The sequence below is a fragment of the Microbacterium lushaniae genome, assembly GCF_008727775.1.
GTDB classification, from domain to species: Bacteria; Actinomycetota; Actinomycetes; order Actinomycetales; family Microbacteriaceae; genus Microbacterium; species Microbacterium lushaniae.
Genome location: NZ_CP044232.1, coordinates 365,299 through 378,758 on the forward strand (window position 1 = coordinate 365,299; position 13,460 = coordinate 378,758).

Annotated in this window: 14 protein-coding genes; 11 read left to right on the forward strand and 3 right to left on the reverse strand. The window is 70.2% G+C overall.

Going from position 1 to position 13,460, the window contains the following annotated elements; all coding sequences use genetic code 11:
• Nucleotides 1–6: 6 nt before the first annotated feature.
• A complete protein-coding gene (locus F6J85_RS01720) occupies nt 7–915 on the reverse strand; it encodes a MurR/RpiR family transcriptional regulator (protein WP_150923584.1) in 909 nt (302 codons plus the stop codon).
• 125 nt (nt 916–1,040) lie between these two features.
• Between F6J85_RS01720 and F6J85_RS01725 the strand changes: the two genes are divergently transcribed.
• Genes F6J85_RS01725 through F6J85_RS01755 form a run of 7 tightly spaced genes read left to right on the forward strand, consistent with a single transcriptional unit; the run spans nt 1,041 to nt 9,335 of the window.
• Nucleotides 1,041–2,582, forward strand: a complete 1,542-nt coding sequence (locus tag F6J85_RS01725) for an ABC transporter substrate-binding protein (protein WP_150923585.1) — start codon at nt 1,041–1,043, stop codon at nt 2,580–2,582.
• 55 nt (nt 2,583–2,637) lie between these two features.
• A complete protein-coding gene (locus F6J85_RS01730) occupies nt 2,638–3,609 on the forward strand; it encodes an ABC transporter permease (RefSeq protein ID WP_150923586.1) in 972 nt (323 codons plus the stop codon).
• Nucleotides 3,606–4,487 carry an ABC transporter permease gene (locus tag F6J85_RS01735; protein ID WP_150923587.1) on the forward strand — a complete coding sequence of 294 codons (882 nt, stop codon included), beginning with the start codon at nt 3,606–3,608 and terminating at the stop codon, nt 4,485–4,487. Before F6J85_RS01730 ends, F6J85_RS01735 begins: the two co-directional genes overlap by 4 nt.
• Before the next feature lie 4 nt (nt 4,488–4,491).
• Nucleotides 4,492–5,400 carry an N-acetylmuramic acid 6-phosphate etherase gene (gene murQ, locus F6J85_RS01740; RefSeq protein ID WP_150923588.1) on the forward strand — a complete coding sequence of 303 codons (909 nt, stop codon included), beginning with the start codon at nt 4,492–4,494 and terminating at the stop codon, nt 5,398–5,400.
• Nucleotides 5,397–6,593, forward strand: a complete 1,197-nt coding sequence (locus F6J85_RS01745; RefSeq protein WP_150923589.1) for an anhydro-N-acetylmuramic acid kinase — start codon at nt 5,397–5,399, stop codon at nt 6,591–6,593. The genes murQ and F6J85_RS01745 overlap by 4 nt, the downstream gene beginning before the upstream one ends.
• Nucleotides 6,586–7,734: a serine hydrolase domain-containing protein gene (locus F6J85_RS01750; protein WP_150923590.1), complete on the forward strand. Its 1,149-nt coding sequence runs from the start codon at nt 6,586–6,588 to the stop codon at nt 7,732–7,734. Before F6J85_RS01745 ends, F6J85_RS01750 begins: the two co-directional genes overlap by 8 nt.
• Complete coding sequence (locus tag F6J85_RS01755) at nt 7,731–9,335, forward strand: ABC transporter ATP-binding protein (protein WP_150923591.1); 1,605 nt, start codon at nt 7,731–7,733, stop codon at nt 9,333–9,335. The genes F6J85_RS01750 and F6J85_RS01755 overlap by 4 nt, the downstream gene beginning before the upstream one ends.
• Before the next feature lie 33 nt (nt 9,336–9,368).
• Here F6J85_RS01755 and F6J85_RS01760 read toward each other — a convergent pair whose 3' ends face one another.
• On the reverse strand, nt 9,369–9,839 hold the full coding sequence (locus F6J85_RS01760; protein WP_150917895.1) for an acyl-CoA thioesterase: 471 nt from the start codon (nt 9,837–9,839) through the stop codon (nt 9,369–9,371).
• Between the two features lie 69 nt (nt 9,840–9,908).
• On the opposite strand from F6J85_RS01760, the gene F6J85_RS01765 reads away from it, so the two are divergent.
• From F6J85_RS01765 to F6J85_RS01775, 3 genes are read left to right on the forward strand one after another with little or no spacing between them, the layout of a single operon-like run.
• Nucleotides 9,909–10,250 (forward strand): ArsR/SmtB family transcription factor, encoded by a 342-nt coding sequence (locus tag F6J85_RS01765; RefSeq protein WP_150923592.1) that lies wholly within the window; start codon nt 9,909–9,911, stop codon nt 10,248–10,250.
• Nucleotides 10,247–10,900 (forward strand): dihydrofolate reductase family protein, encoded by a 654-nt coding sequence (locus F6J85_RS01770; protein ID WP_150923593.1) that lies wholly within the window; start codon nt 10,247–10,249, stop codon nt 10,898–10,900. Before F6J85_RS01765 ends, F6J85_RS01770 begins: the two co-directional genes overlap by 4 nt.
• On the forward strand, nt 10,897–11,373 hold the full coding sequence (locus F6J85_RS01775) for an SRPBCC domain-containing protein (protein ID WP_150923594.1): 477 nt from the start codon (nt 10,897–10,899) through the stop codon (nt 11,371–11,373). Before F6J85_RS01770 ends, F6J85_RS01775 begins: the two co-directional genes overlap by 4 nt.
• An 18-nt stretch (nt 11,374–11,391) precedes the next feature.
• Here the strand turns inward: F6J85_RS01775 and F6J85_RS01780 are convergent, their stop codons facing one another.
• Nucleotides 11,392–12,336, reverse strand: a complete 945-nt coding sequence (locus tag F6J85_RS01780; protein ID WP_150923595.1) for a LysR family transcriptional regulator — start codon at nt 12,334–12,336, stop codon at nt 11,392–11,394.
• Nucleotides 12,337–12,446: 110 nt separating this feature from the next.
• Between F6J85_RS01780 and F6J85_RS01785 the strand changes: the two genes are divergently transcribed.
• Nucleotides 12,447–13,457: a VOC family protein gene (locus tag F6J85_RS01785; protein ID WP_150923596.1), complete on the forward strand. Its 1,011-nt coding sequence runs from the start codon at nt 12,447–12,449 to the stop codon at nt 13,455–13,457.
• Nucleotides 13,458–13,460 lie beyond the last annotated feature (3 nt).

Below are 13,460 nucleotides of genomic sequence, written 5' to 3' on the forward strand. Positions count from 1 at the left end.
CGGTGCTCAGCGAGGGTGCAGCGAGCGCGACTGAACCGCGTCGTACGTGGCGCGGATCGCGTCGACCGAACTGGTGTAGTCGGCCTGGACGACGCCGATGAACAGGCAGTCCACGACCATCAGCTGTGCGATTCGGCTGCCCAGCGCGCCGGAGCGGAACGGTGTCTCACGTGCCGCGGTGTAGAGCGCGACGTCCGCCTCGCGCGTGATCGAGGAGTCGGGGACGTTCGTGATGGCGACGGTTGCCGACCCGGCCGCGCGGGCCAGACGGAGGAACTCCACCGTGTCCATCGTCTCCCCGGAGTGAGAGATCGCCACCGCTACGCTTCGCGGCCCCAGGACGGCGGCTGCCGTCCACGCGGTATGGGCGTCGGGCCAGGTGATCGCCGTCCGTCCGATCCGGCTCAGCTTCCGCTGCAGGTCGATGCCGACGACAGCGCTGGCGCCCACACCGAAGACGTCGATGCGGTCGGCGCGGGCGAGGGCTGTCACGGCCCGTGCGAGCACGGCGACGTCGAGCACGTCGGCCGTGTCGCTGATGGAGAGCGTCTCATCGCGGGCGACCTTCGCGACGATCTGCTCGAGGGTGTCATCGGGTGCGATATCGCTCGCTGTCGCGGGGACGGAGTGAACGAGCAGGCTTGCGCGCAGCGTCTCCTGCGCGAGGTCGTGCTTGAGGTCCTTGAACCCGGTGAAGCCCAGCCGGCGGTAGAAGCGCACGACGGTCGTGGTCGAGGTTCCGGCCGCATCGGCGACCTCGTTGATGCTGAGGGTGGAGAAGGTCTCCGGATCGTTCAGCAGGGTCTCGGCGAGTCGCTTCTCGGACGGCGGCATGGCGGGGATCGTCGCGCGGATCGTGGCCAGCAGGGGGCGCACGGCACTCGTACGCGCGCCGCTGCCGCGCTGTCCCGTCATAGACCCACGCTAGCCGAATCCGGGCTTCGGCAGTAAGTTACTTCCGGGAAACAAATCTCGTAAATAATTGACCTATCCGATGGCGGTCGGCAATGAGGCCGCCGGTACCCGATCTGGAGAACCTCATGAAGAGAGCTTCTGCTCCACGCGCCGCCGTCGGCACCGTGGGGATCCTCGCCGTCGCGGCATTCGCACTGGCCGCCTGCTCCGCCCCCGAGACATCCGGCGAAGACTCCGACGCGCCGCAGAGCCTCGTGATCGGCGTCACGGCCGACGTCGACACCCTCCTGCCGTGGACCAGCACGCAGTTCCAGGCGACGCACGTGCTGCAGAACCTGTACGGCACGCTCACCGAGTTCGACGACGACCTCGCCGTCACCGAGGGTCTGGCCGAGTCGTGGGAGACGAGCGAGGACGGATTGACCGTCACGTTCCAGCTGCGCGAGGGCGTGACCTTCGCCGACGGGAGCGAGCTGGATGCCGAGGATGTCGTCGCCTCCTACCAGGCGATCAAGGATGAGGCGACCGCGGCCGTTTCTGCGAGCAACCTGGCCTCGGTGGAGACGATCGAAGCCGTCGATCCGCTGACTGTGCAGTTGACGCTGAGTGCCCCCGACGCCGCGCTGTTCTCGAAGCTCGGCGTCATCACCACCGCGATCCTGCCCTCCGATGTCGATCTGGAGGCGGTGGAGACCGAGCCCAACGGCACCGGCGCGTTCGTCTTCGAAGACCGCAAGCCCAACCAGTCCTTGACCCTCGCCGCCAACCCGGAGTACTGGGGTGGCGAGCCGGAGGTCGACACCGTGGAGTTCCGGGTCATCCCCGACCAGTCGGCGATCGTCTCGGCGCTGCAGGCCGGCAGCGTGCAGATGGCGGTCTTCGACGATCAGCTGGTGGCCGACACCATCGGCGGATCGGTCGAGGTGACCGAGACGCCGCAGCTGAGCTACCACGTGCTGCAGATCAACAGCCGCGTCGCGCCGCTGGACGACGTCAACGTCCGCCTCGCGATCGCGTGCGCGATCGACCGCCAGGAAGTGCTCGACACCGCCGCTCTGGGCGCCGGCGAGGTCACCGGCCCCATCACCTCGCCGGCCTTCCGCTCCGACCCGGATGCGCGCCCGTGCCCCGAGGGCGACGTCGACGCGGCGAAGGACTACCTGGCGGACGCGGGATACGAAGACGGCCTGACGCTGCGCGCCATCGTGAACCAGGACGGATACTCCACCGCGGTCGCCGAGGCGGAGAACATCCAGGCTCAGCTGAAGAACGCCGGCATCACCCTGGAGATCGAGTCGCTCGAGTCGGGTGCATACGTCGACCGCTGGGTGGCCGCCGACTTCGAGCTCGCCGTCGCGCTCAACGGCGGTCAGCCCGACCCCGACGCCTCCTACGGCCGGTATTTCACCAGCGCCGGCAGCCTCAACCCGGTCGCCGGCTACAGCTCGGAGACACTGGACGCCCTGTTCGCAGAGGGCAAGGCCGAGTCGGATGACGCCGCCCGCAAGGCCATCTACGATCAGGTGGCCGCGGAGCTCGAGGACAACGCCGCGTGGGTGTGGCTGTTCACCTCGTTCAACTACACCGCGACCGCCGAGGGCGTCTCCGGCTTCGTGCCCCTGTCCAACGGCTCGCTGCAGAACCTGCGCGACGTCACCGTCGACTGAGCACTCGCGGGTCGGGCAGGGCGTGACCGCCCCGTCCGACCCGCGTGGGAGTCCCATGCTGCACCGCATTCTCGTCTCGCCTGTGACGCGCCGCGTCGGCAGTGCGCTCCTGACCCTCTTCGGCGTCGCCGTGGCGGTGTTCCTGATGCTCCGGGCGCTCCCCGGCGACCAGATCACGGCCGCGTACGGCACCGAGGCGGCAGCCCTGTCCCCGGAGCAACGGGCCGCGCTGGAGGCCTATTACGGCGTCGACCAGCCGCTCATCGTGCAGTTCTTCACGTGGCTCGGGGCGGTGGTGACGGGAAACCTCGGCTTCTCCGCGAGGGCCCAGCAGTCGGTCCTGGAGATGACCGTGCTCGCCCTTCCGGTGACGCTCGAACTCGCCCTCCTCGCCATCGTCATCGCGCTGCTCATCGGCATCCCGCTGGGCATGCTGTCTGCCTCCCGCCCCAATGCGCTGCGCGACTGGGTGGGACAGGGCGTGGGGCTGGCCGGCCTCGGGGTGCCTGCGTTCCTCCTGGCGACGACCATGCTCGCCGTGTCGGCGCAGGCGCTGGGGTTCAATCCGAACGGGCTGGGGTTCGCCCGGCTGTGGGAGGACCCCGTCCGCAACCTCCAGCAGATGCTGATGCCGGCCCTCGTGCTCGGCTTCGGCATCGCCGCGCCGATCATGCGCACGACGCGGACCGCGGTGCTCGAAGTGCGCGGACTCGATTTCGTCCGCACCGCCCGCGCCAAGGGTGTACCGCCGCGCCGGCTGCAGTGGCGGCACGTGCTGCGCAACGCACTCATCCCCATCGTGACCATGACCGGCCTGCAATTCGGCTACCTCCTGGGCGGCGCCGTCGTGGTCGAGCAGATCTTCTCCCTCCCCGGGATCGGCCGGCAGGTCCTCCTCGGGATCAACCAGAAGGAGTTCGCCGTCGTGCAGAGCACCGTGCTCGTCATCGCGATGCTCTTCGTGATCGTGAACCTCCTCACCGACCTGCTGTACCGCCGCATCGATCCGCGGGTGCGTGCCGCATGAGCGATACCGTCACCGTCGCCGCACCCGCCGTCGCCCCTCGCTCCGCAGGGCGGGCCTTCGCGCCGCTGCTGCGCAGCCCGAGCGGTCTGACGGGCCTCATCATCGTCGGCGTGTTCGTCCTGCTGTCGATCGCATCCGCGTCGGGTCTCCTGGGAGATCCCAGCGCGCAGGACACCACCGCACGCCTCCAGCCGCCCTCACCCGCGCATCTGTTCGGCACGGATCAGTTCGGTCGCGACGTGTTCGCCCGCGTCGCGTCCGGGGTCGTCAATTCGGCGCTGGTCGCCCTCGTGGCCGTGGGCTTCGCCGCTGTGGTCGGAACCGTCGGCGGCGTCGTCTCCGGATATCTGCGCGGCATCGGCGACAGCGTCATCGGCGGCATCACGAACGTGCTCTTCGCCTTCCCGCCGCTGCTTCTCGCGCTGACGCTGGCATCGGTGTTCACGCGGAACTGGTTCACGGTGGCCGTGGCCATCGCGGTCGTGTACACGCCCATCTTCGTGCGCGTGACGCGCGGACCCGTGCTTTCGCTGCGCGAGATCGACTACGTCAGCGCCGCCAAGGCCACGGGGATGGGAAGCGTGGGCATCATGGCCCGGCACATCCTTCCCAACATCACCGGGATCCTCATCGTCCAGATCACCCTCTCGCTGTCGTGGGCGGTGCTCACGGAGGCGTCGCTGAGCTTCCTCGGCTTCGGCACTCCGCCCCCGGCCGCGTCACTGGGATCGATGGTGTTCGACGCGCAGACGCTCATCGTGGCCGCCCCGTGGACGATGGCCGGACCCGGCCTCGTGCTGATCCTGCTCATCATCGGACTGAACCTCCTCGGCGACGGACTGCGCGACGCCCTCGACCCCCACCGCAAAGGACGCTGACCCGGTGAACTTCGAAACCCTCACGACCGAAGCAGCCGATGCGCGTTACGCCCGGATCGACACGTTCGAGGTCGCCGAGCTGGCCACCCTCATGAACGAGGCCGATCAGGCTGTGCCCCTGGCCGTTCGCGCGGCGCTGGCACAGATCATCCCCGCCATCGAGGGGGTCGCCGAGCGCATGGAGCGCGGCGGTCGGCTCTTCTACGTCGGTGCCGGCACGCCCGGACGGATCGGCGTGCTGGATGCGTCGGAGATCCCGCCGACCTTCTCCACGCGCGATCGCGTCATCGGGATCATGGCGGGAGGACCCAGGGCCGTCGTCGAGGCGGTCGAAGGCGCCGAGGATGACGCCGGCGCGGGCGCGGCCGCGATCGACGCCGCCGGCGTCGGACCCGACGATTCGGTGATCGGGATCGCCGCCAGCGGGCGGACGCCGTTCGTCATCGGGGCGGTCTCGCGGGCGCGGGAGCGGGGCGCGCTGGGCATCGGGCTGTCGTGCAATTCCGACACGGAACTCAGCCGCGCCGCCGATCACGGCATCGAAGTCATCGTCGGGCCGGAGTTCGTCAGCGGATCCACCCGGCTGAAGGCCGGTACCGCCCAGAAGCTCGTGCTCAACATGTTCTCGACGATCGCGATGATCCGCCTCGGCAAGACCTACGGCAATCTGATGGTTGATGTGAAGGCGTCGAACGAGAAACTCCGTGTGCGCGCGACGCGCATCGTGGCGCAGATCGCGGCGGTCGGCCACGAGCGGGCACGCGAGGCGCTGGAGCAGGCGGGGTACTCCGTTCCGGTCGCCGTCGTCGCGCTGCGCCGGTCACTGCCCATCGAGGAGGCGCGCGCCGTGCTGGATGCGGCGGAAGGCCGATTGCGCGTCGCGCTGGACGAAGGGCAGGAGGCACGGCGATGAGGATCCTCGGACTGATCTCGGGTACGTCGCACGACGGCATCGACAGTGCCGTCGTCGAGTTCCGCCGCCACGAGGCCGGTCTGGAGGCATTCGTCGTGACCCACGGGTCGACGCCGTACACCTCGGAACTCCGTGACCGGCTCGTGCGGGCGCTGCCGCCCCGGAACACCACGTTCGAGGAGGTGGCGCAGCTGGACACGCTCATCGGGGAGGCCTTCGCGCGCGCCGCCGTCGCCGCGATCGCCGACGCGGGCCCCGTCGACCTGATCGTGTCCCACGGCCAGACGGTGTACCACTGGGTCGAGGGGCCCCGCGTCCTCGGCACGCTGCAGATCGGGCAGCCGGGGTGGATCGCCGAGGCGACCGGCACGCCCATCCTGTCCGATGTGCGCATCCGCGACATCGCCGCCGGAGGGCAGGGCGCGCCCCTGGCCTCCACGATCGATGAACTCATCCTCGCCGGCCGCGCCACGGGCGGCCGGCCCGTCGCCGCCCTGAACCTCGGCGGGATCTCGAACGTGACCGTCGTCGGGGCCGACCTCCCGCGGGCGTGGGACATCGGCCCGGCCAATGCGCTCATCGACGCGGTCGTCCGCGAGCGGGGCCTGCACGCCGCCGGCTACGACGAATCCGGCGCGATCGCCGCGTCCGGACGCATCGACGAGGAGCTGCTCGCGGTGCTCCTGGACGAACCGTACTATCGCCTCCCGGCACCGAAGAGCACCGGCAAGGAGCTGTTCCACCTCGACTACGTGCACGCGGCGCTCGGGCGGCTCGGACGCGAGGTCGACGACGCCGACCTCCTCGCGACGCTCGCGGCCCTCACCATCCGGACCGTGGCCGACGCGCTCGCCCCGCTCGACCCTGCCGAGGTATTCGTGTCGGGAGGCGGCGTGCACAACCGCGTCGTGACGGACGGGATCGCCCGCTCCCTCCCGGGCGCGCGCATCGGGCGCACCGATGAGCTCGGACTGGGGGCGGATGAGAAGGAAGCCGTGCTCATGGCCCTGATCGGCTGGCTGTCGTGGCACGGGGTGCCCGGCACGACGCCGAGCGCGACAGGGGCCAGCGGGGGGCGCCTCCTGGGCACACTCACGCCGGGCGCCGAGCCGCTGCGGCTTCCCGAGCCGTGCCCGCGGCCGGCCTTCCTGCGGATGGCGCCGCCGCAGGCGAGGGCGCGGGAGCATGGCTGAGAACGACAGCGAGCCGGCATCGGCGGTGGCGGGCGTCACCGCGCCCCGCGCAGAAGGGCACGCACCGCCGGGGGCCGTGTTCGCCGTCGTCGAGGACGGTCGCACCGACGTGTCGGCAAGCGGGGTGGCCGACGTCGAGACCGGTGCGCCGATGACCGTCGCCCACGCGTTCGACCTCGCCTCCGTGAGCAAGACGCTCACCACGCTGACGGTTCGGCGCCTGATCCATCTCGGTGCCCTCGCCGATGACACGACCCTCGGAGCGATCCTCGGGGCACGCGCGGGCGGGGCGGCCGAGGTGACGATCGACGACCTCCTGCGCCATCGCGCGGGACTGAGGGAGTGGTGGCCGCTGTACCTCGCACCGGAGGCGGTGGCGGATCCCGTCGCCGGCGCCCTGTCCTTGGCCCCGCGATATCCCCGCGGGGCGGGGCGGCACTATTCCGATCTCGGCATGCAGGCTCTCGGTGCCGTCATCGCCCAGGTGACGGGCTCCGACTTCGCCGCGGCCGTCCGGCAGGTGCTGCTCGACCCGCTCGCCGCCGCGAGTGTGTCACCCGGCGGCCCCGTCGCCGGCACGCCCGTGGCGGCGGGGCCTGACGGCGACGCCATCGAGCGCGAGATGGTGCGCAGTGGCGTGCCGTACCCCGTCGACGTGGATGCCGCGGGATTCCCGTGGCGAAGCGGCATCCTGCGCGGTGAGATCGCCGACGGGAACGCCTTCCACGCCTTCGGAGGCGCGGCAGGTCATGCGGGGTGGTTCGGCGACGCCGAGGGGATGCTGCGGATCGCCGCCGCGATCGCCGCGCCGGAGGCCTGGGGTCTGGGCGTCGCCAGCGGCGCGGCCTTCCGCACAGCCGTCGACGCCGGGCAGGGGCAGGGTCTCCTCCACTACCGCGTGCGCTGGCGGGGGAGGGAACGGCTCTTCCTCGGTCACAGCGGCTTCACCGGAACCCTCGTCGCCGCAGCGCCCGCGAGCGACGGTCAGCCCGCGGTGCTCACCGTCCTGCTGACGAACCGGCTGCACGGCCGGCCCGCACCCCGGAGGGAACACCTCGTGCCCGTCGACCTCCTCTGGCGCGAGGCGATCTCCCGCGCCGACGCCCTCCTCCACCCCTCGACGACGGGAGCCACTCCGTGACCGCCCCTCTCCTCTCCGTCCGCGACCTGCGGGTCTCCTTCACCACCCCGGGTGGGCGTTTCGACGCCGTCAAGGGGGTGAGCTTCGACGTCGCCGCCGGCGAGACGGTCGCGATCGTCGGCGAATCCGGCTCCGGCAAGTCCACCGTGGCGGCGAGCATCAACCGGCTCCTCGCCGAGAACGGACGCATCGCGGCGGGGGAGATCCGCTTCGAGGGGCGCGATCTCACGGGTGTGCCCGAGCGCGAGATGATCTCGCTGCGGGGCGCGGGCATCGGCATGGTGCCGCAGGACCCCATGTCGAACCTCGATCCGGTGCACACGGTGGGGGCGCAGATCCTGGAGGCGCTCCAGGTGCACGGCCGCCCCGGCGGGCGCGAGCGCGTCGTGGAACTGCTGGAGTCCGTCGGCATCCCCGATGCGGGGCGGCGCTACCAGCAGTACCCGCACGAATTCTCCGGTGGCATGCGCCAGCGGGCGCTCATCGCGATGGGGCTCGCGTGCGAGCCGAGACTGCTCATCGCCGACGAGCCCACGAGCGCACTGGATGTGACCGTGCAACGCCGGATCCTGGACACGCTGGCGGAACTGACGGGGGAAGCGGGCACCGCGGTCATCCTCATCACCCACGATCTCGCCCTCGCCGCCGAACGCGCCGACCGGGTGCTCGTGATGTACCGCGGGGAGTTGGTCGAATCCGGTCCCGCCCGCGCGATCCTCGAGGCACCGCACGAGGAGTACACCCAGCGGCTGGTCGCCGCCGCTCCGAGCTTGGTCACCGTTCCCCTCATCACCCGGCCTCCGGCGGGGCCTGCGCCGGAGACGCTCGTGAGCCTGGAAGGCGTGGGCCGCAGCTATCGGATGCGGGGGAGTGCGCGCGGCGAGGAGTTCTGGGCCGCCCGCGATGTCAGCTTCACCATCCCGCGCGGACGCACGGTGTCGGTGGTGGGAGAATCCGGGTCGGGCAAATCGACGACCGCGAAGATGCTGCTCGGGCTGGAGTCTCCCAGCGAGGGCGTCATCCGCATCGGCGGGAAGGACCTGTCCGGGCTGCGTCGGCGGCAGATGTTCGCGGTGCGGCGCCAGGTGCAGCCGGTGTTCCAGAACCCGTTCGCGTCGCTGGACCCGCGCTACACGATCGCCCAGTCCATCGCCGAGCCGCTGCGTGTGCACGGCATCGGCGACCGCAAGAGCCGCAGCATCCGTGTCCGCGAGCTCCTCGAGCAGGTGGCCCTGCCCGACTCCCTCGTCGAGCGGCTGCCGCACGAGCTGTCCGGCGGACAGCGCCAGCGCGTCGCGATCGCCCGCGCCCTGGCCCTGGAGCCCGAACTCATCGTCCTGGACGAGGCGGTGTCGGCCCTCGACGTGCTCGTGCAGGCTCAGATCCTCGAGCTGCTCGTCGCGCTGCAGGACCGCCTGGGCCTCAGTTACCTGTTCATCAGCCACGACCTCGCCGTGGTGAACATGATCTCCCACGAGGTCCACGTGATGCAGCGCGGCCGCATCGTGGAGTCGGGGACGCCGGAGCAGATCTTCCGCGCGCCCGAGCAGGAGTACACGCGCGAGCTGCTCGCCGCCATCCCGGGCGGCGCGCTGGCGTAGGGAGAGCGCATCCGGCCGCCTGCGGGCGAGCGGTCAGTGCGAGGGGAGCTTGATCGTGCCGGTGCCGGGGTGCTCGCGGGGCATCCGGTCGCGGTCGTACGTGATGTCGGTGTAGCCGTGCGGGGTCGGCCGGCCCTCGTCGTCGAGGTTGACGAACACGATCTTCTCGATCGTGAGGATGCGCTCGCGCGTGATCATGTTGCGCACGACGGCGCGCATGGTCAGCGACGTCTTCCCGAACCGCGTCGCGGTGAGGCCCATCTCGATGAGGTCGCCCTGCAGGGCGGATGCCTCGAAATTGATCTCCGAGATGAGCTTGGTGACGACCCGGTGGTTGCCCATCTGCAGGATGGCGTAGATCGCCGCCTCCTCATCGATCCACCGCAGCAGACTGCCGCCGAAGAGCGTGCCGTTCGCATTCAGATCCTCGGGCCGCACCCACTTGCGGGTGTGGAAATTCACGCCCTCTTCGGACCAGTACCACCCGTCGCTCTTGTCCGCCATGACACAACGGTACGCCGGATGCCGTCGGCGGCTCTTGACGCCGCGATCGTGCACCCTTAACTTAGGCACATGCCTAAGTATCGAGACGATGTCGATCGGGTGCTTCGCGCCCTCGCCGATCCCACCCGCCGTGGGATCGTCGAGCGGCTCGCGAAGGCGCCCGCGGCCGTCTCTGTGCTGGCGGAATCGTTCGACATGTCGCTGCCCTCGTTCGTGCAGCACCTGGGCATCCTCACCGACGCGGGCATCATCACGTCGGAGAAGACCGGCCGGGTGCGCACGGTGAGCCTGCGACCGGGCGCCCTCGACGTGCTGCACCTGTGGCTCGACGAGCAGCGCACCGACGCCGAGCGGCGGGCCGACCGGCTCGGAATCCACCTCGCCCGTCATCACGAAGGAGCCCCCTCATGACCCGTGTCCGCGTCGATCTCAACATCTCCCTCGACGGTCGCGCCACGACCGTCGACCAGACCCCCGATGACCCGTTCGGTCAGGACTGGGGCCGGCTGACGGAGGCCTACGTCGCCACGCGCACGTTCCGCGCACGCGTGCTGCACGACACCTCGGGCGCCGGCACCACCGACCTCGACGACGAATTCGCCGCCCGCTACTTCGAGGGCATCGGAGCCGAGATCCTCGGCGCGGGGATGTTCGGCCTGCACGCCCACCCCGGCGACCCCGACTGGCGTGGGTGGTGGGGTGACGAGCCGCCCTTCCGGGTGCCGGTGTTCGTCCTCACCCACGAGCAGCGCCCGCCGCTGGAGATGACCGGCGGCACGACCTTCCACTTCGTGACCGCCTCGCCGGAGGAGGCGCTCGCGATGGCCACGGATGCGGCCGGCGGCGCCGACGTCCGCATCGGGGGCGGCCCCACCACGGTGCGGCCGTTCCTCGCCGCGGGTCTCGTCGACGACCTGCACGTGGCGATCGCACCCATCATCCTCGGGCAGGGCATCAACCTGTGGGACGACCTGCGCGGTCTCGAGCGGGATTGCCGCGTCGAGACCGTGGTCGCCCCCAGCGGCACCATCCACGTCACCTTCACGCGGGAGCGGCGATGAGCGCCACGGGCCGGCGCAGCGTGGCACATGCCGGCTTCACCCTCGTGCGGGACTACCCCGTCCCGGTGGGCGAGGTGTGGGCCGCCTTCGCGGAGGAGGACCGCAAGCGCGAATGGTTCGGGGAGAGCCTCGAGTGGGAGACGGGGGAGTGGCGCTTCGATTTCCGCGTCGGCGGGCGCGACGTCGCCGTCGGCGCCTTCCACGGCGGGCCGGTCTCGCGCTTCGAGGCGACCTACACCGACATCGTCGCCCCGGAGCGGATCGTCGTGACGTACGACATGTGGCTCGATGACACGCACATCTCGACGTCGGTCGTGTCGTACGAGTTCGAGGAGATCGAAGGCGGCACGCGGTTCACCCACGGCGAGCACGGCATCCACCTGGACGGGTTCGACGACGGGTCGATGCGGGAGCGGGGTTCGGAGGGGGTCCTGGACCGGCTCGGCAGCTTCTTGGCGTCGCGTCGCGGCTGACGGATGCCCGCGCCGGTGTCAGGGCGTGTGCTCGCTCACGTCCTGCTCGACGATGCGGCCGGCCTCGGCGAACAGGTCGCGCATCCAGGCGTGCTCGGGGTCACGAGAGTGCACCGGGTGCCACCACAGGGCGTTGACGATCGGAGTGGGAGGGAAGGGCAGGCGCAGGAGGCGTGTCCCGCCCAGCTGTGCGGCGAAGGGGGCCAGTGCCCCCTGGATCAGGCCCACGCGGTCGGTCCCCTGCACGAAGTGCGGCAGGCTCAGAAAGCTCTCCACCACTACGGCGACGCGCGGCTCGATCCCGAGCTGCTGGATCTGCCGGCTCACGAACGTGAACGCGCTGCGGGAGGCGTAGGTCATCACCACCGGCAGGGTGCCGAGGTTCTCCATCGTCAGCTCCTCGCCGACGGCCGGGTTGTCATCGGCGACGAGCGCGAACCACGTATCGCGCCACGCGTCGCGATACGGCAGATCGCTCAGGAATCCGTGCGGGATGATCATCGCATCGGCCGAACGCAGCCGGCTGGCGGCGTCCTCCACCACCGCCGGCGTGTGCAGCATGAAACGGAACCGCACCCCCGGGCTGCGCTCGGCGGCGAGGCGCGACACGACGGTGCCGATCGTGGCGAAGCCGTAGTCGGAGCCGTAGATCGAGAACTCACGGGTGGACTCCGCCGGCGCCCACGTCGCCTGACTGTCGAAGACGCGCCGGGTCGACTCGAGCGCCGTCGTCACGTGCTCAGACAGGCGCACGGCGAACGGCGTAAGTTCGTGCGTGTTCCCGCGGCGGGCGAGGATCGGGTCGTTGAAGTGGGTGCGCAGGCGCGAGAGGGACGCGCTCAGCGCCGGCTGCGTCAGATGCAGGCGCTCGGCCGCGCGCGTGACGCTGCGCTCGGTCAGCAGGGCGTCGAGGGCGACGAGGAGGTTGAGATCCAGGCGGTTCAAACGCGAGCGGTCGACCATAAGAACGGATGATAGCCAACATCGGTCAAATCGACTTCCTTTATACGTGGAGTGCTTCCAGGATGGAGACAGCGGATCCGTGCCCCGCAACGTCTTGAAAGGGATCAACGATGATCAAACTCCTCGCGCACCTCTCCTATGTCGCGATCACCACGCCGGATGTGGACGCATCCGTCGAGTTCTACACCACGCATGTCGGGCTGACGGAGGTCGCCCGCGAGAACGGGCGCGTCTACCTGCGGTGCTGGGGGGACTACTACTCCTACTCGGTGGTCGTCGTCCCCGGCGACGAGCCGGCGCTGGAGACCATGGCCTGGCGCACCTCCAGCCCCGAGGCCCTCGAGGAGGCGGCCCGTCGCCTGGAGGCCGCGGGCGTGGAGATCGAGTGGTTCGACGGCTACAAGATCGGCCGCGCCCTGCGCTTCGTCGGCCCGTGGGGGCACCCCATGACGCTGCACTGGGATGTCGAGCGCCACCAGGCGCCCGCACATGTCGCGTCGATCTACCCCGACCGCCCGGAGAAGCGCTCCAAGGTCGCCGGCGCCCCGCGCCAGCTCGACCACGTCACGATCGCCACGAGCGACGTCGACGGGTTCGCGGCCTGGTACAACGAGGTGCTCGGCTTCCGCATCATGGCGCGGACGGTGCTCGACGAAGCCCCGTTGTCGGTCTTCTCGGTGCTCACCACGAACGAGAAGTCGCACGACCTCGGCGTCGTGCTGGACGGCTCCTCGCGCGCCGGGCGCGTCAACCACTACGCCTTCTGGGTGGACACGTACGAGGAACTGCTCATCGCCGCCGACACCCTCATGGAGCACGTCATCCCGATCGAGTACGGACCCTCGATCCACGGGATCGGCGAGCAGACGTTCCTGTACTACCGCGAGCCGTCCACGATGCGCATCGAGCTCAACACCGGCGGGTACCGCAACTACGTCCCCGACTGGACGCCCAACACGTGGAAGCCCTCGCAGGGATCGAGCAACCTCTATCGCAACGGCGCCATGCCCATGTCGATGACCGAGTCCTTCCCGCCCGCCGACGGACCGTCGGCGACCGAGGAAGGCGTCCCGGAGGAGATCCGCGCCGCCCTCATCAACCCGTACACGCAGCACGGCTGAGCC